Annotated in this window: 21 protein-coding genes; 9 read left to right on the plus strand and 12 right to left on the minus strand. The window is 70.2% G+C overall.

Annotation, left to right across the window (positions count from 1 at the left end):
• The first annotated feature begins 2 nt into the window (after nt 1–2).
• On the plus strand, nt 3–797 hold the full coding sequence (locus WFH44_RS02550) for a class I SAM-dependent methyltransferase (RefSeq protein WP_336711488.1): 795 nt from the start codon (nt 3–5) through the stop codon (nt 795–797).
• Nucleotides 798–922: 125 nt separating this feature from the next.
• On the opposite strand, the gene WFH44_RS02555 is transcribed toward WFH44_RS02550, so the two are convergent.
• Both WFH44_RS02555 and WFH44_RS02560 read right to left on the minus strand, forming a co-directional pair.
• Entirely contained in the window at nt 923–1,081 is a 159-nt protein-coding gene (locus WFH44_RS02555) for a hypothetical protein (RefSeq protein ID WP_262103305.1), read from the minus strand.
• A gap of 61 nt (nt 1,082–1,142) precedes the next feature.
• The gene (locus tag WFH44_RS02560) at nt 1,143–1,973 is read right to left on the minus strand and encodes a hypothetical protein (protein WP_336711489.1); all 831 of its coding nucleotides are present in this window, start codon (nt 1,971–1,973) and stop codon (nt 1,143–1,145) included.
• A gap of 344 nt (nt 1,974–2,317) precedes the next feature.
• Here WFH44_RS02560 and WFH44_RS02565 point away from each other — a divergent pair, with 344 nt between their 5' ends.
• The 3 genes from WFH44_RS02565 to WFH44_RS02575 all read left to right on the plus strand — a co-directional run bounded on the left by WFH44_RS02565 (nt 2,318) and on the right by WFH44_RS02575 (nt 4,703).
• Entirely contained in the window at nt 2,318–3,781 is a 1,464-nt protein-coding gene (locus WFH44_RS02565; RefSeq protein WP_336711491.1) for an aldehyde dehydrogenase family protein, read from the plus strand.
• A gap of 153 nt (nt 3,782–3,934) precedes the next feature.
• The gene (locus WFH44_RS02570) at nt 3,935–4,261 is read left to right on the plus strand and encodes a hypothetical protein (RefSeq protein WP_336711493.1); all 327 of its coding nucleotides are present in this window, start codon (nt 3,935–3,937) and stop codon (nt 4,259–4,261) included.
• Nucleotides 4,262–4,346: 85 nt separating this feature from the next.
• Nucleotides 4,347–4,703: a hypothetical protein gene (locus WFH44_RS02575; RefSeq protein ID WP_336711494.1), complete on the plus strand. Its 357-nt coding sequence runs from the start codon at nt 4,347–4,349 to the stop codon at nt 4,701–4,703.
• Between the two features lie 42 nt (nt 4,704–4,745).
• Here the strand turns inward: WFH44_RS02575 and WFH44_RS02580 are convergent, their stop codons facing one another.
• The 3 genes from WFH44_RS02580 to nirB are packed head-to-tail and all read right to left on the minus strand — an operon-like array spanning nt 4,746 to nt 9,707.
• Nucleotides 4,746–5,927 carry a uroporphyrinogen-III synthase gene (locus WFH44_RS02580; RefSeq protein ID WP_336711496.1) on the minus strand — a complete coding sequence of 394 codons (1,182 nt, stop codon included), beginning with the start codon at nt 5,925–5,927 and terminating at the stop codon, nt 4,746–4,748.
• Nucleotides 5,927–6,946 carry a uroporphyrinogen-III C-methyltransferase gene (cobA, locus tag WFH44_RS02585; protein ID WP_336711498.1) on the minus strand — a complete coding sequence of 340 codons (1,020 nt, stop codon included), beginning with the start codon at nt 6,944–6,946 and terminating at the stop codon, nt 5,927–5,929. The genes WFH44_RS02580 and cobA overlap by 1 nt, the downstream gene beginning before the upstream one ends.
• A 1-nt stretch (nt 6,947) precedes the next feature.
• A complete protein-coding gene (gene nirB / locus WFH44_RS02590; protein ID WP_336711499.1) occupies nt 6,948–9,707 on the minus strand; it encodes a nitrite reductase large subunit NirB in 2,760 nt (919 codons plus the stop codon).
• Between the two features lie 357 nt (nt 9,708–10,064).
• On the opposite strand from nirB, the gene nirD reads away from it, so the two are divergent.
• Nucleotides 10,065–10,460: a nitrite reductase small subunit NirD gene (nirD, locus tag WFH44_RS02595; RefSeq protein WP_336711500.1), complete on the plus strand. Its 396-nt coding sequence runs from the start codon at nt 10,065–10,067 to the stop codon at nt 10,458–10,460.
• Nucleotides 10,457–11,287, plus strand: a complete 831-nt coding sequence (locus WFH44_RS02600) for a sirohydrochlorin chelatase (protein ID WP_336711502.1) — start codon at nt 10,457–10,459, stop codon at nt 11,285–11,287. The genes nirD and WFH44_RS02600 overlap by 4 nt, the downstream gene beginning before the upstream one ends.
• A gap of 234 nt (nt 11,288–11,521) precedes the next feature.
• On the opposite strand, the gene WFH44_RS02605 is transcribed toward WFH44_RS02600, so the two are convergent.
• The 3 genes from WFH44_RS02605 to WFH44_RS02615 form a co-directional block, all read right to left on the minus strand.
• Nucleotides 11,522–12,028: an SAM-dependent methyltransferase gene (locus WFH44_RS02605; RefSeq protein ID WP_336711503.1), complete on the minus strand. Its 507-nt coding sequence runs from the start codon at nt 12,026–12,028 to the stop codon at nt 11,522–11,524.
• Between the two features lie 103 nt (nt 12,029–12,131).
• Nucleotides 12,132–13,892, minus strand: coding sequence for a phospho-sugar mutase (locus tag WFH44_RS02610; RefSeq protein WP_336711808.1), 1,761 nt, complete (start codon nt 13,890–13,892; stop codon nt 12,132–12,134).
• A 102-nt stretch (nt 13,893–13,994) separates the two neighbouring features.
• The gene (locus WFH44_RS02615; protein ID WP_336711504.1) at nt 13,995–14,795 is read right to left on the minus strand and encodes a purine-nucleoside phosphorylase; all 801 of its coding nucleotides are present in this window, start codon (nt 14,793–14,795) and stop codon (nt 13,995–13,997) included.
• 185 nt (nt 14,796–14,980) lie between these two features.
• Between WFH44_RS02615 and WFH44_RS02620 the strand changes: the two genes are divergently transcribed.
• Nucleotides 14,981–16,384 carry an NAD(P)H-quinone dehydrogenase gene (locus tag WFH44_RS02620; RefSeq protein WP_336711505.1) on the plus strand — a complete coding sequence of 468 codons (1,404 nt, stop codon included), beginning with the start codon at nt 14,981–14,983 and terminating at the stop codon, nt 16,382–16,384.
• A 65-nt stretch (nt 16,385–16,449) separates the two neighbouring features.
• The gene (locus tag WFH44_RS02625; RefSeq protein ID WP_336711508.1) at nt 16,450–17,223 is read left to right on the plus strand and encodes an SGNH/GDSL hydrolase family protein; all 774 of its coding nucleotides are present in this window, start codon (nt 16,450–16,452) and stop codon (nt 17,221–17,223) included.
• A 58-nt stretch (nt 17,224–17,281) separates the two neighbouring features.
• Here the strand turns inward: WFH44_RS02625 and WFH44_RS02630 are convergent, their stop codons facing one another.
• The 3 genes from WFH44_RS02630 to WFH44_RS02640 form a co-directional block, all read right to left on the minus strand.
• Nucleotides 17,282–17,935, minus strand: a complete 654-nt coding sequence (locus WFH44_RS02630; RefSeq protein ID WP_336711510.1) for a DUF3060 domain-containing protein — start codon at nt 17,933–17,935, stop codon at nt 17,282–17,284.
• An 89-nt stretch (nt 17,936–18,024) separates the two neighbouring features.
• Entirely contained in the window at nt 18,025–20,544 is a 2,520-nt protein-coding gene (locus tag WFH44_RS02635; protein ID WP_336711512.1) for a Tex family protein, read from the minus strand.
• A gap of 5 nt (nt 20,545–20,549) precedes the next feature.
• Nucleotides 20,550–20,900, minus strand: coding sequence for a hypothetical protein (locus tag WFH44_RS02640; RefSeq protein ID WP_336711514.1), 351 nt, complete (start codon nt 20,898–20,900; stop codon nt 20,550–20,552).
• 202 nt (nt 20,901–21,102) lie between these two features.
• On the opposite strand from WFH44_RS02640, the gene WFH44_RS02645 reads away from it, so the two are divergent.
• A complete protein-coding gene (locus WFH44_RS02645) occupies nt 21,103–22,506 on the plus strand; it encodes an MFS transporter (protein WP_336711515.1) in 1,404 nt (467 codons plus the stop codon).
• Nucleotides 22,507–22,615: 109 nt separating this feature from the next.
• On the opposite strand, the gene WFH44_RS02650 is transcribed toward WFH44_RS02645, so the two are convergent.
• Nucleotides 22,616–22,879 carry a GlsB/YeaQ/YmgE family stress response membrane protein gene (locus tag WFH44_RS02650; RefSeq protein WP_005275018.1) on the minus strand — a complete coding sequence of 88 codons (264 nt, stop codon included), beginning with the start codon at nt 22,877–22,879 and terminating at the stop codon, nt 22,616–22,618.
• Nucleotides 22,880–23,083: the final 204 nt, after the last annotated feature.

A 23,083-nucleotide genomic window follows, 5' to 3' on the forward strand; every position in this document is an offset into this window, starting at 1 on the left:
TTATGCGTAACCTCTGGGATTCCCTTGTCTTGCTGCCGACCCTGGCCAAGCTCTCGTCCCGCGTGCCGAAGAATCCGCACACGGCGTGGGAGCGGTACTGGGCCGGGATCAGCCATACCGGGCGGGGAGGCCAGGTGCTCTGGGACGCCGGCGCTGCATCCGAGCGGGAGCGGTACGAGGAGCAGATCCGCGCCCAGCTGGATCCAGCGCTGCCGGTGATCGACGTCGGCTGCGGCAACGGCACCTTCACGCGGTGGCTGGCCGGGATGTTTCCCGAGGCGATCGGCGTGGACGTGTCCGGCAGCGCCGTGGCACGGGCGGGCGCCGAAAGCGGTGCGGCGACCAATGCCAGGTTCCTCGCCGTGGACGCCACGGCCGACGGCGCTGCCGGACTGCTGCGCGAGGAGGCCGGCGGCGACGCGAACGTGTTCCTGCGCGGCGTGCTGCATGTGCTGGACCCGGCGGAGCAGGCCCGGCTGGCGGCGAATCTGCACGCCCTGGTGGGCCGGCGCGGCCGCGTGTTCCTGGCGGAGACGGATTTCCAGGGCAACAGGTTCCAGTACGTGGCGCACCTCGGCGCGGACCGGCGGGGCATCCCGGGACCGCTGCGGCGCGCGATCGAGGGGCTGCCGATGCCGGGGCACTTCGGGCGCCGCGAATGCCGGCGCGTCTTCGACCCGGCGGCCTGGGAGCTGCTCGCAGAAGGCCCGGCAGTCATCGAGGCGGTGCCGATGAAGTCCGGCGGCTCGACCGAACGGATCCCGGGCTACTTCGCGGCGCTGCGCGCGCTCGGCTAACCCGGCCCGCGGCCAGCCAGAGTGCGGGGCCGGCCGGACCCGCGGACCTCCGGTCCAAGGCCGGACAGACCCGCAACGTTCAGGCCCGGAACCGGCCAGGACCAGAGCCGGCCGGGCCCTAAGGCTCAGGCCTTCGGATGCTCGTGGGCTTCCTTCTCGCGGGCCTCTTTCTGGTGCTGCTCCAGCTTCTCCTCCGCTTCCCGGCGGCGTTCGGCAATGGCCCGGGGATCGCTCGCCGGCAGGTCCTCGTCCTCGTGGTGGCCGTGGCTGTATCCGTGCCTCATGAGGGCATCGTCGCACAATCGCGGGTGGCGGAAAAGGGGGCCGCGGCGCCCTGTGGACGGCTCAGAGCTTCCGCCCGGCCAGCAGTTTCGCGGCCGCCGTTCCCCGTGCGCCGGCGCAGTTCTTGGTGTACGTGCCGAAGATGAGCTTGCTGTCCACACCCATGCGGAAGGCCATGCAGTCCGCGGCCATTTCCACGCCTCGGGTGGTCTTGTAGATGGCATTCAGCTTCTTGTGCAGCGTCGGCTGCTGGGACGGTGCGTAGAGGCTGAACTGCCGCACGTGCGCGCACTCGTGCAGGGCCGCATACTTCAGCAGCTGGCCCGCCGGGCGGCGTGCCACGTTCATCCGCAGCGAGGTGCTGTACGTGTAGCTGCGCGTGCGGCTTTCCTCCAGGATGATGACGTTGGGGCAGTACTTCTTGATCGTGTTGTACACCGTCCGCTTGTAGCCGGTGTAGTGCCGCGGATTCTGGTGGCGCAGCGTGGCCGTCGCCGAAACCCACTGCTTCTCCAGCTTCGTGGCGTTGACGACCAGCCGGTACTTCTTGACCACGGTGGCCGTGGTCTTGGTGGTCCGGACGGTCACCGCCGTGGAATTGACCGAGCCGGCCTGCTTGCGCCAGCTGAGACTTCGCAGCGTGACCCACTTGCCCCCACGGCTTTCCTGCAGCACGCCGGTCCGGTTGGACTTGATGTTCTTCAGGTAGTAGCTCTGGCCGAAGCTCTTGTTCGAGGCGACGTAGCCGCCGGCGTTGCTGAAGAGGGCCTTGGCGTTGGTGCTGCCGGCGGCGACGACGGTGGTGGCGGTGGCTGCCGTCGCCGGCTGGGCAGCCGGGAGGAGGGCGCCGAGCGCCAGGACGCAGGTGAGCAGGGCGGCTGGAATTTTCCTCATGTCGAGTGTCCTCTCGAGGAACGGGCATGGACCAGCGCCCCACACCAGCCATGCCCGCGAAACTATGGATGGACTTCAATCGTCGCCGGAGGGCGGAAGCGGGGCAACGCCGAAATCAAGGGAGTGGCCGGACCGGATTTTGAGGGGCCGGACGGCGAATTTTGGGGGTCCGGGCGGCGGACTCCACGGTTTGCGCGGCCCTAGTTCCCTGCGCGGTGCAAGCGCGGCGCCGGCCAACGACGGCGGTCCCTTCCCTATCTTTCGGCGCTGGTCGGTGGTAGCAAAGGAGTGTCAAGACGGGCCCTCCGCCCGAGGCGGGGAGCCGCCGGACCTAGGAGGCTTCAGTGGCAATCACGCGTGACCTGATCATCGGCGGCAAGCATGTCCCGGCCGCCTCCGGCAAGACCACCGAGGACATCAATCCCTACACCGGCGAGGCCTTCGCGACCGTGGCAGCCGCCGGGGCGGAGGACATGACGAAGGCGGTGGACGCCGCGGCCGCCGCCTTCGACGACTGGGTGGCCATGGCCCCGAGCGCCCGCCGGAAGATCTTCCTGAAGGCCGCGGACCTGCTGGAGGAACGGGCGGAACGGGGCGCCGAACTGATGGCCGGTGAAGTGGGCGGCGTCAAGCCGTGGTCGCTGTTCAACACCGGGCTGGCCGCCAACATGCTGCGCGAGGCGGCCGCGGCCACGACCGCCACCCGCGGTGACGTGCTGGCCTCCGACATGCCCGGCGCCTACTCGCTCTCCATCCGCCAGCCGTTCGGCGTGGTGGGGGCCATGTCGCCCTGGAACGCGCCGTTTATCCTGGGCATCCGCGCGATCGCCGTCCCACTGGCCGTCGGCAATACGGCGGTGCTCAAGCCGAGCGAGGACGCGCCGCTGGCCTGCGGGCTCTACCTTGCGGATGCACTGCTGGACGCCGGGCTGCCGCCGGGAGTGCTCAACGTGGTGACGAACGCGCCCGAGGACGCCGCCGCCGTCGTTAGCGCCATGATCACTGACGAACGCGTCCGGATCGTCAACTTCACCGGGTCCACCGCAGTGGGCCGGAAGATCGGCGTCATGGCGGCCGAAAACCTCAAACCGGCCGTGCTGGAGCTCGGCGGCAAGAACAGCCTGGTGGTGCTCAAGGACGCGGACCTGGACTACGCGGTGGATGCTGCCGTCTTCGGCTCCTTCATGAACGCCGGGCAGATCTGCATGTCGGTGGACCGCGTGGTGGTGGACCAGAGCCTGGCCGAGGAGTTCACCGAGAAGTTCGCGCGGAGGGTCTCCGTGCTGCCGACCGGCGACCCGGCGGATCCGGCCACGGTGATCGGCCCGGCGGTGAACGCGAAGTCCGCTCACCGGCAGTATGAGCTCATTGACGATGCTGTGCGGAAGGGCGCGACGGCGGTGGCCGGCGGGCACAAGCTGGACCATTCGATCGTGCCGGCGACGGTGCTGACCGGAACCACGCCCGAGATGAGGATCTTCCACGAGGAGATCTTCGGGTCGGCGACCACCGTGCTCCCGGCTCGAAGTGCTGAGCATGCGGTGGAGCTGGCCAACGACACGAAGTACGGCCTGACCGCCGGCGTGATCAGCGAGAATATCCACGAAGGACTGAAGGTGGCGCAGCGGCTGCGGACCGGGATCGTGCACGTGAACGACCAGCCGGTGGCGGACGAGCCCATGGCCCCGTTCGGCGGAATCCAGAACTCCGGCTATGGCAAATTCGGCGGCCAGGCCGGCATTGATTCCTTCACCGAGCAGCGGTGGGTGACGATCCAGCAGTACGGCCACGCGCAGTACCCGATCTGACGCAGCGACCCGTCCGGGCATATTGTGACCTACTTCACCGGTGTGTGCGCCGGGACACGCCGACGGGGTCTGTTGGCCGCGGGGATGAAACGTTACGATGTGCCTGTTGCCATCGGAAGACGGTGGCGCACTCCTCCCCGGAAAGGCCGACCCATGCCGCACGAGCCCTCGACGCTGCGCCGTTTTGAACCCGTATCCGCTGCCGCGGACGCCTCCGCCGTGGCCGGGCAGCAGTCGGCCGTGCTGGAGGCCGAGATCCAGGCCCTCCTCGGTGAGTTGGAGGGCAAGCTCACCCGCTTCACCTGGCTCAATTCCTCCACCGGGGTCAGCGCGCGCCAGCGCGAAGAGAACCTGCTCTCGCTGACCTTCATGCAGGTTGCGCTGGAAGACGTCGGGGCCACCGTGCTCGGCATCTCGGCAGCGGCGCCGGCGGGCGGGGAATGCGCCCCGGCCGCAGTGCGCCTGCCCACCTGCAGCTAGGGCCCGTCCGGAACCGGCCGCCCGCCTGGGGCCGGCCTGCCGCTGCGGCGTTCCCTCCGGTTCCCGCCGGGAGTATCTTGAGGAGATGGTCCTGCCCGCCGCCGATGCGGCCAAGCCCCGCTGGCCCGGCTGGCTGGCGCTTGGACTCTGCGCGGCCGCCGTCGCGCTGATCGTCGTCGGCTTCCCGCTGCTCCTGCAGGGACTGTGCGCGCTGGACAACGCCTGCACCGCGGCCGAGGCACGGGCGTCCGCCGCCGGGGCGATGCTGGCCCAGATCGGCCTGCTCGGGGTGCTGCCGGGCATGGTGCTGGGAGCCGTCGCCGTCTTTACCGGACGCGGCCGGGGCGCCGGAGTCTGCTCCCTGCTGCTGCCGCTCGCCCTGCTGGCCCTGTTCTGGCTGTATGCCGCCGCGGTGCCGGCCGGCGGCGCAATCGTCGCCTGACCCTTGCCGACGGGGCAGCCCGCCCCGTCTCCGGGACGGCCGCTACACGTTGAGGCGGTATCCGCGCTTGATCACGGTCGCGACGAGCGACGCATCCGGCAGGGCCTGGCGGAGCCGGCTCACGGCCATGTCCAGCGCGTGTTCGCCGGGGGCGTCCGGCAGGCACTGCTGGAGTGATTCGCGCGGCAGCACCGCCCCGCCGGCCGTGGCGAGGGCTCGGAAGATGGCCATGGGCGTGGGGGAGAGGTCCGTCCGCCGTCCGCCGAGGATGACCGAGCGGCCGCGGATCTGGACTTCGCCGAGCGCCGTGCCAACGCGCTGGATCCGGTTTTCGGACAGGTGCTCGACGACCAGCCGGATGAGGGCGCCCATCCGGTAGCGCTCGGGCATGAGGGGACGGATTCCCGCATCCTCCAGCGGGCGCGAGGTGACCGGCCCGACGGCGGCCGCGACGACGTCGTTCCCGAACGCCTCCACCAGGGCGTCATACCGGCCCATCTCATGCGCGGTGCTGAGCAGCGCGTCGACCGCCGGAGCGCTGGTGAAAGTGACCACGTCCAGCTGCCGCGCGACGACCGCCTCGATAAGCCGGCCGACCTTCTCTTCCGACCCTTCAGGCTTGACCCAGCGGTACGGCGTGACGGTCAGGACCCGGGCCCCGGCGTCGCGGAGCCTCGCGAGCTGCGTCGTGTCGGTGTAACCGTGCAGCTGGACCGCGACGGTGGCGCCGGACACGCCCTCGGCCAGGAGCAGGTCCACGAGGCTGGAGGTGCGTTCGTCGTGGCTGATGCCGGCATCGTTGAGGCCGGCGGCACGGACGGCCCCTCGGGCCTTCGGGCCCCGCACGAAGATCCGGGACGCCTCGAGGGCATCCATCAGCTCTTCGCCGAGGCCGTGGACGTCCGCAGCCTCGGTCCAGCGGCGCATGCCGTAGGCGGTGGTGATCATGGTGGCATCCGGACGGGCATGCAGGACGGCGGCGGTGTCCTGCAGCAGCGCCCGGTCCTCGGCCACCGGGGCGATCCTCAGCGCCGGGGCATGCAGGACCTGGGCGCCGCGCCGTTCCAGCGCGGAGATCAGGTCGTCGGAGCGCCGGTCCGAGGTGACCCCGATGCGGAAGCCGGCGAGGGCCTCCGCATTGGTTGCCTCGACCAGGGCCCGCACTTCCTCCAGGGATTCGGCCGTGCCGTGGCCGGGCGGCCGGCCCGTGGCGGTCCCGGCCATCAGGCTCCCACCGTTTCGGCCAGGCTGGCGAGCTGCCCGGCGCCGTTCCCGTCGGCGAGCCGTACTACTTCGCCGATCACGAGGATGGCGGGGGACTTGACCCGGGCCGCGCCCGCCGCGGTGACGATGCCGGCCAGGGTGGAGACCGTGGTCCGCTGGGAGTCGCTGAAGCCGCGCTCCACCACGGCCACCGGCATGTCCGGGCGCATCCCCGCGCGGCGCAGTCCGGCGGTGAGCTGGGGCAGCGTGCCGACGCCCATCAGCACCACGACGGTGCCGCCGAGGCCGGCGAGGTGCTCGTGCTCGGCCTCGGTCAGCGGCTGATGCCCGGAGACCACGGTGAACATGTGGCTGATGCCGCGGTGCGTCACCGGGATGCCCGCCGCCGCCGGGACGGAGATCGCGCTGGTCACGCCGGAGATCACGCTGACGGGGATGCCGGCTTCCGCGCAGGCTGCGGCTTCCTCCCCGCCGCGGCCGAACACGAACGGGTCGCCGCCCTTGAGCCGCACCACATTGTTGCCGGCCTTGGCCGACTCGATCATCAGCCGCTCGATGTCCCGCTGGGTGACCTTGTGGTGGCCGGGTTGCTTGCCCACGTCGACCAGTTCCGCCCCGGGGGCGAGCCGGGGCAGGTCGTCGTGCGGGGCGAGCCGGTCGAAGAAAACGACGTCGGCCTCCCGCAGTGCCTCCTGGGCGCCCACCGTGAGCAGGTCTTGCGTCCCGGGCCCGCCGCCGACCAGCGTCACGCGCCCGCCGGAAAGCGCGGGAGCCTCGCGCACCAGCAGCACCCCGCGATCACCGCAGGCCTTTGACAAATCCGGCCATCCGCCGTCGTCCGCGGAGACCACCGCGGCCAGCACGGCGCCGTCGAGCATTTCCGGGGTGAAGTGTTCCGGACGGGACACCGGACGGACGATGGCCCCGGCGGCGGCGAAGCGGCGGACCGCGCGGCGGGCCTCGTCATGGGCGCCGGCGACGAGGACGTGCCGGCCGGTCAGGTCTGCGGTGAGCTGCATGTCAGGCTCCTTCGGAGGACTGTCGGACGGGAATGGTGGCGCCGAGCAGGACGGGTCCTTCGCCGGCGGCAGCGGCGGCCTTCTCGGCCTCGGTGGCAGGGCGGATCATGCCGCGCTCGGCCACGTTGGCGATCGAGTCGTCCCGCTGGTCCGGGGCGTTGACGAAGGATCGGAAGCGGCGCAGCCGCTCCGGGTCCTTGAGCGTGGCCGCCCACTCGTCCTCGTAGTTCTCGATGTGGCGGGCCATCGCGGCCTCGAGGTCTGCGGCGATGCCGAGGGAGTCGTCGACGACGACGTCCCGCACGTGGCCGATGCCGCCGTCCAGGTCCTCCATCCAGCGGGCGGTGCGCTGCAGCCGGTCGGCGGTGCGGATGTAGTACATCAGGTACCGGTCCACGTAACGGACGAGCGTCTCGTCATCCAGGTCCTTGGCGAGCAGCTGGGCGTGCGCCGGGTTGGCGCCGCCGTTGCCGCCGACGTAGAGGTTCCAACCGTCCGCGGTGGCGATGACGCCGACGTCCTTGCCCCGGGCCTCGGCGCATTCGCGGGCGCAGCCGGAGACACCCATCTTGAACTTGTGCGGCGCGCGCAGGCCCCGGTAGCGCAGCTCCATGCTGATGGCCATCGCCACGGAATCCTGCACGCCGTAGCGGCACCAGGTGGAGCCGACGCAGCTCTTCACGTTGCGCAGCGCCTTGCCGTAGGCCTGTCCGGATTCGAAGCCGGCGTCCACCAGCTCCTTCCAGATGTCCGGCAGCTGCTCGAGGCGGGCCCCGAACATGTCGATTCGCAGGGCTCCGGTGATCTTCGTGTACAGGCCGTACTTCTGCGCGACCTGGGCGATCACGGCCAGCTTGTCCGGGGTGATCTCGCCGCCCGGGATGCGCGGGACCACGGAGTAGGTGCCGTTCTTCTGCATGTTGGCCAGGGCGCGGTCATTGGTGTCCTGCAGCGTTCCGCGGCCGCCGTCCAGCGGGTACTCGGCGTGCTGCGAGGACAGGATGGAGCCCAGGGCCGGCTTGCAGATGTCGCAGCCGAGCGGCGGGACCGCTTCCACCGTGCCGTCGTCGTGCTCCAGCTCCACCGGAACGCCGAACCGGGCGAAGACCTCGCCGGCGCTGCGCAGCCCGGTGGCCCGAACCGCTTCGAAGAGCTCGGCGCGCGAGAGGGCGAAGTGTTCGCAGAGCGCCTTGGAGACGGCGATGCCGTTGTTGGCCAGCTCGGTTTCCAGCAGCTTCTTGAGCATCGGGACGCAGGAGCCGCACTGGGTGCCGGCGCGGGTGCACGCCTTGAGTCCGGCGAGCTCCTGGACGGGATCCTGGCCTTCGCAGCTGCCGCAGCCGTTGACCGCGTCGCGGATGGATCCGGCGGCGACGTTGTTGCAGGAGCACAGGATCGCGTCGTCCGGCAGGTCCGAGTCCGGGGCCTCCGCACCGCCCGCGGCCGACAGGTACGCCCCGGGTTCGGCCGGCAGCTCCCGGCCGAGCAGCGGGCGCAGGCTCTGGTACGGTGCGGCGTCGCCGACGAAGATGCCGCCCAGCAGGGTCTTCGCGTCGTTGCTGGTGACCACCTTCTGGTAGACACCGCGGGCCGGGTCGGCGTACACGATCTCCAGCGCGCCGGCGGTCTTGGCAAAGCCGTCGCCGAAGCTGGCCACGTCCACGCCGGAAAGCTTGAGCTTGGTGGCGGTGTCGAACCCGGCGAAGGCCGCGCTGCCGCCGTGCAGCCGGTCAGCGACGATCTCCGCCATCGTGTTGGCGGGGGCCACCAGCCCCACGCAGAGGCCGCCGAAATTGGCCACCTCGCCGACCGCCCAGACGTTCTCCACGTCCGTGGCACAGGACTCGTCAATGACGATGCCGCCGCGGGCGCCCATCCGGAAGACCGGGACGAAGTCCTCGTCGCCCAGCTCTTCCGGTGCCTTCCCGGCGGCCGCCGCGGCCTCCTCCTTGGCCCGGCCGTTCAGCGTGCGGGCCAGCTCGTCGCGCGGCCGGACGCCGATCGAGACGACCACCATGTCCGCCTCGATGATCCGCCCGTCCGCCATTTCGACGCCGGTGACCGTCGCCGCGCCGTCCGGTCCTTCTTCGGTGAGCACGGCCGCCGGATACACGCCGCCGTGGACCTCCAGCCCTTTGGCCGCGATGAGCCGGCCCATTGCCTGGCCCGCGCCCTCGTCCAGCTGCGTGCCCATCAGCCAGGGGCCGCCGTCGATCACCACCGGGTTGGCCCCGAGCTGCTGCAGCCCGGCGGCGGCTTCCAGCCCGAGCAGCCCGCCGCCGATCGTGACGGCGTTGACCGGCCGCCCGAGCCGTTCGCCCAGTTCGGCGACGCGCCGGTTGATCTCCCACACGTCCTCCAGGGTCCGGTAGACGTGGGTGTGCTCGTTGCCCGGAATCGGCAGCCGGGCGGCGTTCGAACCGGTCGCCAGGACCAGCTCGTCGTAGCCGAACCGCCCGCCGTCGGCGGTGATCACTTCCTTGGTGGCCAGGTCCAGATCCACCGCACGCGCGCCGGTAACCAGGCTGACGGCGTCGTTGTTCCACAGTTCCCGGTCACCCAGGGTCAGGTCCACACCGGTTTCGGTGAGGGCCCGGCTCAGGGCCACCCGGTCGTAGGGGAGGTGCGTTTCCTCGGTCAGGACGGTGATGGCCAGGCCGGCGGTGCCGCGGGCGCACATCGCTTCCGTGAAACGGTGCGCCGCGGGCCCGCCGCCGACGACGACAATCCGGCGTGCGGCTGGGGAACTGTTCTGGTTCATGGGCCTACCTCGGGTTCAAAATGGCTTCCGCCGGCAAGGACCGGCGCTGCATGGGTTCCACGCTAGGCGGGCGCCGTTGCACGGCAATTTCCCTTCTGTTTCCCGCAGTTGACGTTTCCTCCGGGTTTTGGGGGGTCGGGGGTGAGGGTTTGGAAACCTGCCGGAAACAACGACGGCGGACGGCGCGTTTTCGGGTCCAGTGGCCTTTTTTCGGGGCCTGGCGCAGCATCACAGCGCGGTTCCCCGGCCGGTGAGGAGCGTTTTACGCGGCCGAAACCGGGCAGGAGCGAAGCCCGAAACATCGGCTCCGTAGCGTGGGAGCCATCCTTATCCGACCGACACCGAACGGGGTTCACGATGACCGTACTGACCGCTGAGGAGACCCGACTGGACGGCCTCGCGCTGCGCTGGCACGCTGTCTGCCACGTGGATGAGCTGGAAGTTGCCTGGGGCGAGGCCGCCCTGGTGCAGGGGGAGCAGGTGGCGCTGTTCAAGGTCTCGGCCACCGAGGTGTATGCGGCCGCGCACCGGGATCCGGCCACCGGCTCCTGCGTGATGGCCCGCGGCATCCTGGGCAGCACGGGGTGGCGCCGGACCATCGCCTCGCCGCTGCACAAGCAGGTGTACGACCTGGGCACGGGCGAGTGCTACACGGATCCCGAGCTGGTGCTGCCGGTGTTCCCGGTGCGGATCGAGGACGGCCTGGTTTCCGTCGGAATACCTGCGGCAGCCGCGGGGGAGGCGGCAGCATGAGCACCCCGACGGGGCTGCTGATGCCGCGGCGGCCGGTCCGCGCGCGTCTGCCGGAACCGGAGCTGGACACGACGCCCGACGGCTTCGCTTGCGAACCGTGGGGCGGCATGGTCCCGGCACAGACTGCCACAGCACTGGTCGCTGCCTCGCACGGCACCGCTTCGCCCGCAGGACAGGCGGCGATCGGCGGCCTGGTCGGGGCCGTGGCGCGGCGCCGGCCGGACCTGGCCGTGCGGGAAGCCTTCGTCGATGTGCAGCAGCCGGACGTGCCGACGGTCCTGGCCGGCCTGCGCGAGGAGACCCGCGTGGTTCCGCTGCTGCTCTCGGCGGGCTACCACGTCCACGTGGATTTGGCCGAAGCCGCTGCATCATCGGACCGGGTCTCGGTGACCCGCGCGCTCGGGCCGGACCAGCGGCTGGTGAAGGTGCTGGCGAAGCGGCTGCAGCAGACCGGGCTGCGCCGCGGCGACCGGGTGGTCCTGGCCTGCGCCGGCTCCACCGATGCCCGCGCTGTGTCCGACTGCGAGACCACCGCCCGCATGCTGTCCGGGTTCCTGGGCATGGACGTGGCCGCCGGCTACATCTCCGCGGCCCAGCCCGAACTCAAGACCGCCGTCGCCGCCGAGCGGGCGCGCATCGCCCGACGCCGTCTGGCGGGACGGCATGCCCGCGTGGTCGTGGCCAGCTACCTGCTGGCACCGGGCTACTTCGCCTCGCTCGCCGCCGGTTCCGGAGCGGACCTCGTTTCCCGTCCGCTGCTGGTGCCGGACGAGGAACCGCCGAAGGAACTGGTCGACCTGGTGCTGGACCGGTTCGCGCGCGGCTGATCCCCTCGGCTGATCCGTTGGGCGCCGGCAACTGGTCCCTTCCGGGCCCGGACGGTGACGGAAACGGTGCAGCTCTTGTGGACGCCGCGGACAAAGCCGCAGGTCAGCAGGGCAGCTGCTTCCAAAAACTGCACGGTTTCCGCCAAAACTGCACCGTTTCCGTCGCTGCCGCGGGAGCTGGAGCCGGAATGCGGCGGTGTGGGAGCTGGAACGGGGCGACTGGCCGACCGCCTGCTATAGCCGGGCGGTGACCGCGCCGAGCTTGGGCCCTGGACCGGCCAGTATTTCAGGCCGGAGGCCGTGGGCGCGCAGGGCGGAGGCGGCGCCTTCGAGCTGGCGGTCCGGCCGGCCGGGCGTTTCATAGACCAGCAACAGCAGCCCGCCGGGCCGCAGGACGCGGCGGAGGACCAGCAGCTCGGCGTCGGCCGGCCCGGTCCAGAACGTGTTGATGTTCACCGCAAATGCCTTATCGAATGATGACGGCGGTGCCTCCAGTGCGGCAAGGGCTGTGGTCGCCAGGGCTGCTTTGCCTGCGGCCAGTTCGCCGGCGAGCCGGGCCGAGGCCCGGTCAACCGCCGTAGCGGACCGGTCGATCCCGGTGATGTGTCCGCCGTCCAGAATCCGGCAGGCCAGCTGCAGCGCGGCGCCGGGGCCACAGCCGATTTCCAGCACCTCGTCATCCGGCTGCAGATCGAGCCGCTCCATGGCCCAGCTGATCCTGGCGGGTACCGGTCCTGCCATCGCTACCTCCCTTGAGCGGCCGCACCGGGCGCGCCGGACGAGCCCGCGGCATTGGCGAGCGGTTCGGGCCCGTGCCGGCCGGCGGCTCTTGGGCCCGGGGCGGCTAGAGGCCCAGTGCGTCGTTGATGTCTTCGAGCACCTGGTCCAGCCGCTCCCTTGCCGCGGCGTACTTGGACGGCAGTTCGTCGGCCCCGTCGACCGGCTGGATCACCTCCAGGTAGCACTTGAGCTTCGGTTCGGTGCCGCTGGGCCGGATGATCACGCGGGAGCCGTCGCGGGTCAGGTACTGCAGGCCCTCGGTAGGGGGCAGCTCCGCGCTGCCGTGGGCAAGGTCCAGGCTGGACTCCACGGGGGAACCGCCGAAGGATGCCGGCGGGTTTTCGCGCAGCCGCTGCATCATGGCGTCGAGCAGGTCGAGGCTGCCCACGCGGACGGCCAGCTGGTCGGTGGCATGGATGCCGTGGGCCAGCTGAAGCTCGTCGAGCTCGTCCTGCAGCGTCCGTCCCTTGGCCAGCAGATCCGCGGCGAGTTCGGCGATCAGCAGCGCTGCGGAGATGCCGTCCTTGTCTTTGACCAGGTCCGGCGCCACGCAGTATCCGAGGGCCTCTTCGTACCCGTAGCTCAGGCCGGGAACCCGGGAAATCCATTTGAAGCCGGTCAAGGTCTGCCGGTGGGCGATCCCGTGCCATTCGGCGATCTTGCCGAGCAGCCGCGAGGACACGATCGAGTTGGCGAAGACCGCCGAGCCGGCCCCCGGGGCAGGCGAGGCGCCCTCATGTGCCCTCGCGCCGCCGTCGTTCACGGACGTCCGTGCGGCGTGCGCTGCGACCCTCGCGGCCAGGTGTGCGCCGAGGAGCGCGCCCACCTCGTCGCCGCGGAGCATTTCCCACTTGCCGCCAGCCGGACGCCGGACCGCGACGGCGGCCCGGTCGGCGTCCGGATCGTTGGCCAGCACGATGTCCGCGCCGATCCGCTCCGCCAGTTCCAGGGCCAGGTCGAGGGCACCGGCTTCCTCCGGGTTGGGGAAGGCCACGGTGGGGAAAGCGGGGTCCGGCTCCGCCTGCGGTTCCACCAGCGTGACATCCGCGAAGCCGGCACGCTGCAGCACCGACAGCGCCGTCCGTCCGCCGACCCCGTGCAGCGGCGTGAGCACGATCTTCAGGCGCCGGGAGGGAAACAGCCGCGGATCCGCCAGCGCCGTGACGGCGTCCACGTACGCGTCCTCGATGGAGCCGGGCTCGCCGGTGGGCGGCAGCACGGTCCAGCCGCCTTCGGCCAGCGCGATGCCCTCGATCCCGTCGAAGGCAGCGATTTCCGCCGCAATCTGAGCGTCCGACGGCGACACGATCTGGGCCCCGCGGCCCGCATCGTCCGTAGCGCGACCACCGAGGTAGACCTTGTAGCCGTTGTCCTGCGGCGGGTTGTGGCTGGCGGTGACCATCACTCCGCCGTCGCAGTCCAGCGCCCGGACCGCATAGGCGAGCACCGGCGTCGGCAGCGCCGAGGGGAGCAGGAACGTCTCGATGCCGGCGGCGGTGAAAATGGCCGCGGTTTCCTGCGCGAAGACCTCCGAGTTGCGGCGGGCGTCATAACCGACGACGGCGCGGGGCCGGCTGCTGGTGCCGACCTTCGCCACGAGGAACCTGGCCAGGCCGGCCGCCGCACGGCGCACGACCACGCGGTTCATCCGGTTGGGTCCGGGCCCCAGCGCCGCGCGCAGCCCGGCGGTGCCGAACTGCAGCGGGCCGCTGAAGCTGTCCGCCAGCTCCTGCCGGGCTCCGGCAGCGGCCTGTCCCTCGGTGCGGGCCGAGGCAAGCAGGTCCTGCAGTTCGCGCACGGTCTGCGGATCAGGGTCCTGGGCCATCCACTCCTCGGCGGAGGCGAACAGCGAAGCGGGGTTGGCGGTGTCAGTCAATTCCGGTACCTGTCTGGTCGGCGGCAACTGCGGCCGCGGGGCGGCTGGGCGTCAGAGCTTGGCGATGATGTCGGCCAGCAGGCGGGAAATACGGGGGCCGGCGGCCCGGCCGGCCTCGATGACTTCCTGGTGGCTGAGCGGTGCCGCGCTGATGCCGGCCGCCAGGTTGGTGACCAGCGAGATGCCGAACACCTCCAGGCCGGCGTGGCGGGCGGCGATTGCCTCCAGCGCCGTGGACATGCCGACCAGGTCCGCGCCGATCCGCTTGGCGTACTGCACCTCGGCCGGCGTCTCGTAATGCGGGCCGGTGAACTGCGCGTAGACGCCCTCGTCCAGATCCGGATCGACTTCCTTGGCCAGGGCACGGATCCGGGAGGAATACAGGTCCGTCAGGTCGACGAAGGTGGCGCCCTCCAGGGGCGAGGTGGCCGTGAGGTTGATGTGGTCGCTGATCAGGACCGGCGTGCCCGGCTTCCAATCCGGGTTGAGGCCGCCGCAGCCGTTGGTCAGCACCAGGGTCTTCGCGCCTGCCGCCGCCGCCGTCCGGACGCCGTGCACCACGGCCCGCACGCCGCGGCCCTCGTAGTAGTGCGTGCGCGCTCCCAGCACCAGCGCGCGCTTGCCGTCAGGCGTGAGCACGGAGCGGACTGTGCCGACGTGCCCCTCGACCGCAGGAGCGGAGAAGCCGGGGATGGCGGAGGCTTCCATGGTGTGCGTGGTTTCGCCGATCAGATCGGCCGCCGCGCCCCACCCGGATCCGAGCACCAGGGCCACCTCGTGGTTGCGCACTCCGGTCTGTTCGGCGATGTAGGCCGCTGCCTCCGCGGCCAGTTCAAAGGGATCTGTAGTCACACAGCTAACCTACCCGTTGCCCTGCCGCCTCTCCAGAGCGCACGCCGCGCGCCGCCGTCGTACGCTTCACACGTGCCCGCCGCGCGTTGCTCCTGCGCGAGGTCGGCCAGGGCGCGGGATCGCTGCGGCGCCCGGACCCCGCCGTTCGGGTTGAGCAGGTCCGGGGCGTACGACAGAATGGCCTTGTGTCGACCCAAATAGATTTCAGTGCTCCGCGTCTTGCCATCCTCGGCGGCGGCCCCGGCGGTTACGAAGCCGCCATGGTGGCCGCGTCCCTCGGGGCGAAGGTGACCGTCATCGAACGCAAAGGCCTCGGCGGCTCCGCCGTGCTGACCGACGTTGTTCCCTCCAAGACCCTGATTGCGACGGCGGACGCCATGCGCCGGGTGGCCGGCGCGCACGACCTCGGCGTGCGTTTCGACGAGCAGGCGCACGCGGCCTACGCGGACCTGAAGACCGTCAATGCCCGCCTGCTCAAGCTGGCCGAGAGCCAGTCCTCGGACATCCACCGCGGGCTGGAACGGATGGGTGTGAAGGTCATCATCGGCGAGGGCCGCCTGACCGATCCGAACTCCATCGCCGTGACCACCGAATCCGGCATCCAGACGGTGGACGCCGACGCGATCCTGCTCGCGACCGGAGCCACGCCCCGCGAACTGCCGACGGCGAAGCCGGACGGCGAGCGGATCTTCAACTGGACCCAGATCTACAACCTGACCGAGGTGCCCAAGCACCTGATCGTGATCGGCTCCGGCGTGACCGGCGCGGAGTTCGCCTCGGCCTACCGGCTGCTGGGCACCCGGGTCACGCTCGTGTCCTCGCGGGACCGCGTGCTCCCGGGCGAGGACGCGGACGCCGCCGGTGTCCTGGAGGACGTGTTCGCCAACAATGGCCTCGAGGTCCTGTCCAAATCCCGCGCCTCCGCGGTGGACCGGACCGAGGACGGCGTGCGGGTCACGCTGGCGGACGGGCGCACCGTGGACGGATCGCACTGCCTGGTCGCCGTCGGATCCGTGCCGAACACGGCCGGCATCGGCCTGGAAGAAGCCGGCGTGGCGCTGGCTGAGAGCGGCCACATCAAGGTCGACGGCGTGTCCCGCACCACCGCGCCGAACATCTATGCGGCGGGAGACTGCACCGGCGTGCTCGCGCTGGCCTCGGTGGCCGCCATGCAGGGCCGCATCGCCGTGGCACACCTGCTCGGCGACGTGGTCAAGCCGTTGAAGCTCAAGCAGGTGGCCTCCAACATCTTCACCAGCCCGGAGATCGCCACCGTCGGCGTCACCGAAGAGGACGTGGCCGCCGGCAAGTACCAGGGCGACGTCATCAAGCTCTCGCTCAGCACGAACCCGCGGGCGAAGATGATGAACGTGACGGAGGGCTTCGTCAAGATCATCGCGCGCCGGGGGTCCGGAACGGTGATCGGCGGCGTCGTGGTGGCCCCGCGGGCGTCCGAGCTGATCTTCCCGATCGCCCTGGCCGTGTCGCAGAAGATGCACGTGGACGACGTTGCCAGCACTTTCACCGTGTACCCGTCGCTCACTGGGTCGATTTCGGAGGCGGCGCGCCGCCTGCACGTGCATCTCTAGGCGTTCCGCCCATAGGGTAGAGCCGGTAGAGCTACCTGGTCCGAGACCGCAGGGGGGACGAGTAAGTGCCGCGCGAGCGCTTTTATCAGAAGAAGGTCTGGCAAAACATCGGGGTCGCCGTGCTGGCGCTGCTGACGCTGGGCGCGATTGTGTATGCCTTCGTGCCGAAGCCGCCGCCGGTGGCGCCGGGCTCGGCGCCCGCGCCGTCCGTCCGGGCGAACCAGAACGCACAGCAGGTTTCGGGGACGCCTAAGGCGGCCGCCGCGGCCACGGTTGCGGCGAAGGAGGAGAAGGAGCCGCCGGTCGCCGTCTTCCTCGGCGACTCCTACACCGAAGGCATCGGGGCGTCCGTGCCGGAGCGGCGCTGGAGCACGCTCGTGGCGGGGGAGCTCGGGTGGGAAGAGGCCAACCGCGGCGTTTCGGGCACCGGCTACCACACCAGCGCCGGTGACGCGGAGTACCAGGGCCGGGTGGGCCAGGTGCTCGACGACGAACCGCAGATCGTCGTCGTGTCCGGCGGACAGAACGATTTCGGTACCTTCGCCGTCGATCCGGGCGGGACGGTGCAGGCGATCGCCGGGCTGTACGAGGCGCTGCGGGAGGAACTGCCGCAGGCGGAAATCGTCGCGGTCGGCCCCTCGACACCCGGCAGCGTGGACCAAACCGTGCTGGCGATTGACGCGGCCGTCAGGGAAGCGGCCGCCGCCGCCGACGCGACCTATGTGAGCCTGCTGGAACCGGACGTGCTGAACCCGGACATGGTGATCGCTGACCAGATCCACGTGGATGACCGCGGGCACCGGGCCATCGCGGACCGCGTCATCGCTGCGCTCGAATAGCCCGGGATAGCAGCCCGGTTGGAAGTGCGAGCATAGCCGTTGCCGCTCCCGTCAAGCCTTAGCCGGCCGCGATGCTGTTGCCCTGGCCGGTGTCCTCCACGTCCGGGCCGCCCGATTCGAAGGTGATGGTGTTGGCGCTGCCCGCCGCGTCGACCTCGCCGACGGTACCGAGCGTGACCGAGTTGGCGTCGCCCTCGACCTTCAGCTCGGCGGCCTCCGCGGCGTGGACGGTGTTGCCGTTGCCCGAGATGTCGAGCTCGTCGAGGACCTCTGCTTTGACGGTGACGTTGGCACCCATGATTTCGATCTCCTGGCAGTGGCCGGTCACCACGAGGATGACGTGGCTGGCCTCGATATCGATGCTGCCGCCGTCGTCGCAGTGCAGCCGGACGTCCTGACCCTCGAGCACGATGTTGCGTTCCATGCCGCGGGTCACCACGGGGCCCGGGACGGCCCTGGCCGCGGGCGCCGCCTCCGCGCGCTCCGGCGTGGCCGGCGGGGGAGATGCCGCGCCGGTGGCTTCGAGGCGCGTGGCGGCAGGTGGAGCGGCGCCGGCAGCGGGTGGAGCAGCGGCATCAGTGTCGCCGCGCACCGCCGTGACGGGGCCGGTCGCCGGGTCCTGCGGCGCCACACCGCCGGCACAGCCCGACAGAAGCAGGACCAGGGCCGCGCCGCCCAATGCTCCGCGTAGTCCGCACAGGATCCGATGCATCGGCCCGAGCCCCCTCCACTGCCGCCGGGTCCGGCGGACCCGCTATGGCCGCAAACGTAGCCCCGGAAGGATGGAAAATGGCTGGGCTCCTACTTGCCCAGGCCGGCCCGGCGGAGCGCCTCGGCCATCGCGGTGTCGGCGGTATTGCCGCTGTTGCCGCCTGCCTGCTGCCGCTGCTGGCGGCCGCCGTTGCCGCGCCGCCCCTGCTGCGGCTCGCCTCCGCGGTTCCGGCCCCGGTCGCCCCCGCGGCTCCGCCCCGCGTCATCCCCGCGGTTCCGGCCCGAATCGGCCCCGGGCCGGGCGCCGCTGCGCTGGCCCTGCCGGGCTCCGCCCTCGGCGGGGGCTTCGTCATCGAGGCGCAGGCTAAGCGAGATGCGCTTGCGGTCCGGGTCCGCTTCCAGCACCTTGACCTTGACCACCTGGCCGGACTTGACCACCTCGTGCGGGTTGGACACGAATTTGCTGGACATGGCGGAAATGTGCACCAGACCGTCCTGGTGGACTCCGATGTCCACGAAGGCGCCGAAGGCGGCCACGTTCGTCACGGTCCCTTCCAGGATCATCCCGGGCTTCAGGTCGGAGATCTTTTCGACGCCTTCGGAGAAGCTTGCGGTGGTGAAGACGGGCCGCGGGTCGCGCCCGGGCTTCTCCAGCTCGGCCATGATGTCCCTGACCGTGGGCAGGCCGAACGTCTCGTCGACGAACTGGAGCGGATCCAGGGTGGCCAGAGAGCCCAGGCCGCGGGGCACATCGGCCGCTGCGGCGCCAGCAGCGGCCAGCACCTTGCGCGCGACGCCGTAGGCCTCCGGGTGGACGCTGGAGGAATCCAGCGGTTCGGCGCCGCCGGTGATCCGCAGGAAGCCGGCACACTGCTCGAAGGCCTTGGCGCCCAGCCGCGGCACCTTCTTCAGGTCCGCGCGCTTGGCGAACGGCCCGTTCTCGTCGCGGTACGCAACGATGTTCCCGCTGAGCAGCGGGCCAACACCCGCCACCCGGGCCAGCAGCGCCGGCGATGCGGTGTTCACGTCCACGCCCACGGCGTTCACGCAGTCTTCGACGACGGCGTCCAGCGACCGCTCCAGCTTGTTCGCCGTGACGTCGTGCTGGTACTGGCCCACGCCGATGGACTTCGGGTCGATCTTGACCAGCTCGGCCAGCGGGTCCTGCAGCCGCCTGGCGATCGATACCGCTCCGCGCAGCGAGACATCCAGCTCCGGCAGTTCGGCCGAGGCCAAAGCGGAGGCTGAGTACACCGAGGCCCCGGCCTCGGACACCACGAGCTTCTGCAGCTTCTGCGTCGGCGCCAGTAGCTTGATCAGTTCGGTGGCCAGCTTGTCCGTCTCGCGCGACGCCGTGCCGTTGCCGATCGCCACGAGGTCCACATGGTGCTGTTCGCACAACCGCGCGAGCGTGGCCAGTGCGTCGTCCCACTTCTTCGCCGGGGCGTGGGGGTAGATGGTGCTGGTGGCCACCACCTTTCCCGTGCCATTGACGACGGCGACCTTCACGCCCGTGCGCAGGCCCGGGTCGAGGCCCAGGGTAGCCCGGTTGCCGGCCGGTGCGGCCAGCAGCACGTCGCGCAGGTTGGCCGCGAAGATCCGCACGGCCTCGTCCTCGGCGTCGGTAAAGAGCCGCACGCGCAGGTCGATGGCCAGCTTCACAAGGATGCGGCGCCAGCCCAGCTGGGCGGTCTGCATGAGCCACTTGTCCGCCGGCCGGCCGCGGTCGGCGACTCCAAGGGCCCGGGCGACGCTGCCCTCGAACCGGGCGCGGGCCGCGGCGTACTCCTCCTGGTCGGAGGCATCCGCTTCGGCGATGTTCAGTTCGAGCACGCCCTCCTTTTCGCCGCGCAGCAGCGCCAGCACCCGGTGCGACGGCAGCCCGGAGGGCAGCTGGGCGAAGTCGAAGTAGTCGGCGAACTTCTGCCCCTCGGCCTCCATGCCTCCACGGACCTGCGCGCGGACCCGGCCCTGAGTCCAGACCCGCTCGCGCAGTTCGCTGACCAGGTCGGCGTCCTGGCTGACGCGCTCGACCAGAATGGCGCGCGCCCCGGCCAGCGCTTCGGCCGGATCGTTAACGGCATGCTCGGCATTCAGGTAGCCGCCGGCAGCGGCCTCCGGGTCGAGACCCGGGTCGGCCAGCAGCGCGTCGGCCAGCGGTTCGAGGCCGGCCTCGCGCGCGATCTGGGCCTTGGTCCGCCGCTTGGACTTGAAGGGCAGGTAGATGTCTTCCAGCCGGGCCTTCGTGTCGGCGGCGTTGATGCTGGCTTCCAGCTCGGCGGTCAGCTTGCCCTGCTGCGCAATGCTCTCCAGCACGCTCTGCCGGCGGTCCTCGAGCTCGCGCAGGTAGCGCAGGCGCTCTTCAAGGTCGCGCAGCTGGGCATCGTCCAGCGTCCCCGTGACCTCTTTGCGGTAACGGGCGATGAACGGAACGGTGGAGCCGCCGTCGAGCAGTTCCACGGCCGCCTTCACCTGCCACGGCTTGACGCCGAGTTCCTCCGCGATCTGTGCGTAGATGCGGGCGGCCAGGCGGGCCGGATCGAGGGCGGGGGATCCGGAAGCGGCGGCGGGCTGGGCGTCGGGTGCGGCAGGGCGGGGCAAGTCAGTCACTGAACCTATTGTGCCGCATCCGGCGGTTCCGCCGGCGGTGCGGCGGGGCGCGGGGGAGGGTTACCGGGCTCGGGGTAATAGAAGCCGTAGTCGTCGTACGGGTCCCGCCAGGCGGACTCGTCCCGGCTGATCCGCCGCACCGCCGACGCCGGGACCCATCCGGTCCGCGTCGAGCCGCCGGCGTCCACCCACTTGAGCTGGACGTCGGTCCGGGTCCACGAGATGGCCTTGGCGTCCACAGTTTCGCCGCCGACGGTCGCGCGGACGTACGGTTCCTGCCCGTAGCGGGCACGACCCACCCCGGCACGCTGCCCCGGCCACCCGCCGTCGTTCTGCGCCGCTTCTCCTGCCGCCACACCCCCAACTCTAGGCACCGTCTCCGGGCTGCGGGCACAGTAGTCCCCTGGCACGATGGACAGGGCGCGGGAGGGCAACTTAGGCGGACCACGGCTGCACGCGCCAACGCCGTCCATATTTCGAGACAGAAATCCGGATGCTGGACGCGCCGGAGTAGCATTATGGGCGATATTCATACTTTTCCATCGAAAGCAACCCTTTATGTCCACTCCAGCAACCGCTGCATCGAATGCAGCCACCGCCCCCGCGAACTCGCGCGGCCGGGTCATCGTTGCGAGCCTCATCGGCACATCCGTCGAGTTCTACGACTTCTATGTCTACGCCACGGCGGCGGTCCTCGTGTTCCCCGCCCTGTTCTTCCCGAACTCGGAGGGCATCTATGCGCTCCTGAGCTCCTTCGCCGTCTTCGGCGTGGCCTTCGTTGCCCGCCCGTTGGGATCCATCCTCTTCGGCCACTTCGGTGACCGGCACGGCCGCAAGGGGACGCTGGTTGCCTCCCTGTTGACGATGGGTATTGCCACCTTCCTGATCGGCTGCCTGCCGTCGGCCCAGGTGACCGGCTGGGCCTTCTGGGCCCCGGCCCTCCTGGTCCTGATGCGGTTTGCCCAGGGACTCGCGCTCGGCGGGGAATGGAGCGGCGCCGCGCTGCTGGCCACGGAGAACGCGCCGGCCAACAAGCGCGCCATCTACGGAACCTTCCCGCAGCTCGGGGCCCCGATTGGCTTCATCATCGCCAACAGCCTGTTCCTGGTGCTGAGCATCAACCTGACGAATGAGCAGTTCATGGCGTGGGGCTGGCGCATTCCGTTCCTGGCCAGCGCCATCATGGTCATCATCGGCCTGTGGGTCCGGTTGAAGCTGGTGGAGACGCCGGCGTTCCAGAAGGTCATGGACAAGGGCGAGGTCACCAAGCTCCCGCTCGGCCGCGTCTTCAAGGTCAGCTGGCGCCAGCTCATCCTGGGCACCTTCATCATGCTGGCCACCTACGTGCTCTTCTACCTGATGACCACCTTCACGCTGTCCTACGGCACCGCCGCACGGACCGCCGAGGAAGCGGCCGCGAAGGCCGAGGCCGCGGGCAAGGCGTTCGACCCGTCCACCTTCACCGAAGGCCTGGGCTACGCCCGCAACGACTTCCTGCTGATGCTGATCGTCGGCGTGGTGTTCTTCGGCATCTTCACGCTGGTGGCCGGTCCGCTGGCGGAGAAGTTCGGCCGGAAAAAGACCCTGATCGCGGTCACACTGGGCATCTTCGTCTTCGGCTTCCTGTGGGTTCCGCTGTTCAACGCCGGATTCGCGGGCACCATGTTCCATCTGATCCTGGGCTTCACCCTCATGGGCCTGACCTTCGGCCCGATGGGTGCGATCCTGCCGGAGCTGTTCCCGACCAACGTCCGGTACACCGGTTCGGCCGTCGCCTACAACTTCTCCTCGATCCTGGGTGCCGCGCTGGCACCGTTCGTCGCCGTGGCACTCTGGCAGGCCGCCGGCGGCAGCACCCTGCTGGTGGGCCTTTACCTCAGCGGCGCCGCTGTCCTCACGCTGGTGGCCCTGCTCCTGAGCAAGGAGACCAAGGACATGGACTACGAGGGCGTCAGCAGCTGATTCCCGCCTAGCCCAGCGCCAGAACAGACCAAGGCCCGCAGTTCCGGTAAGGAACTGCGGGCCTTGATCTGTTAAGCCGCGGCCGTAGCAACGGCTCTGGATTCGAGGGTTAGGTTGCCCGGCGCTTGGTGATGAAGCCCCAGATGACCAGGACGATCAGCGAGCCGATGATGGCCCAGAGCCAGGTGGTAAGGCTGAAGAACTCGTTCATCTCGGCGCCTGCAACTGCGCCTCCGATCCAGCCGCCCAGCAGTGCTCCGATGACACCCAGTACCAGAGTGGCGATCCAGCCACCGCCCTGGTCACCGGGCAGGATCAGCTTCGCAATGGCTCCGGCGATCAGCCCGAGGATAAGAAAAGCAAGAAATCCCATGGTGCATATCTCCTTACGGTGATAATGGCCACCGGCGGGTGCCGGTTATTTCCCTTACCAAGACCAACGGTACAACAAAGCATGCTTATTGTATGGATTTATCCGGTTGGATTTTCTGCCCAAGGCGAACGCCGGGCGCGAATGCGGCGTGCCCGTCGTTAAGCGCCCGCAGCGGGTTTCCGGCCGGACGGAATCTCCACGGAA

It is taken from the genome of Arthrobacter sp. USHLN218 (assembly GCF_037144715.1).
Lineage (GTDB): Bacteria > Actinomycetota > Actinomycetes > Actinomycetales > Micrococcaceae > Crystallibacter.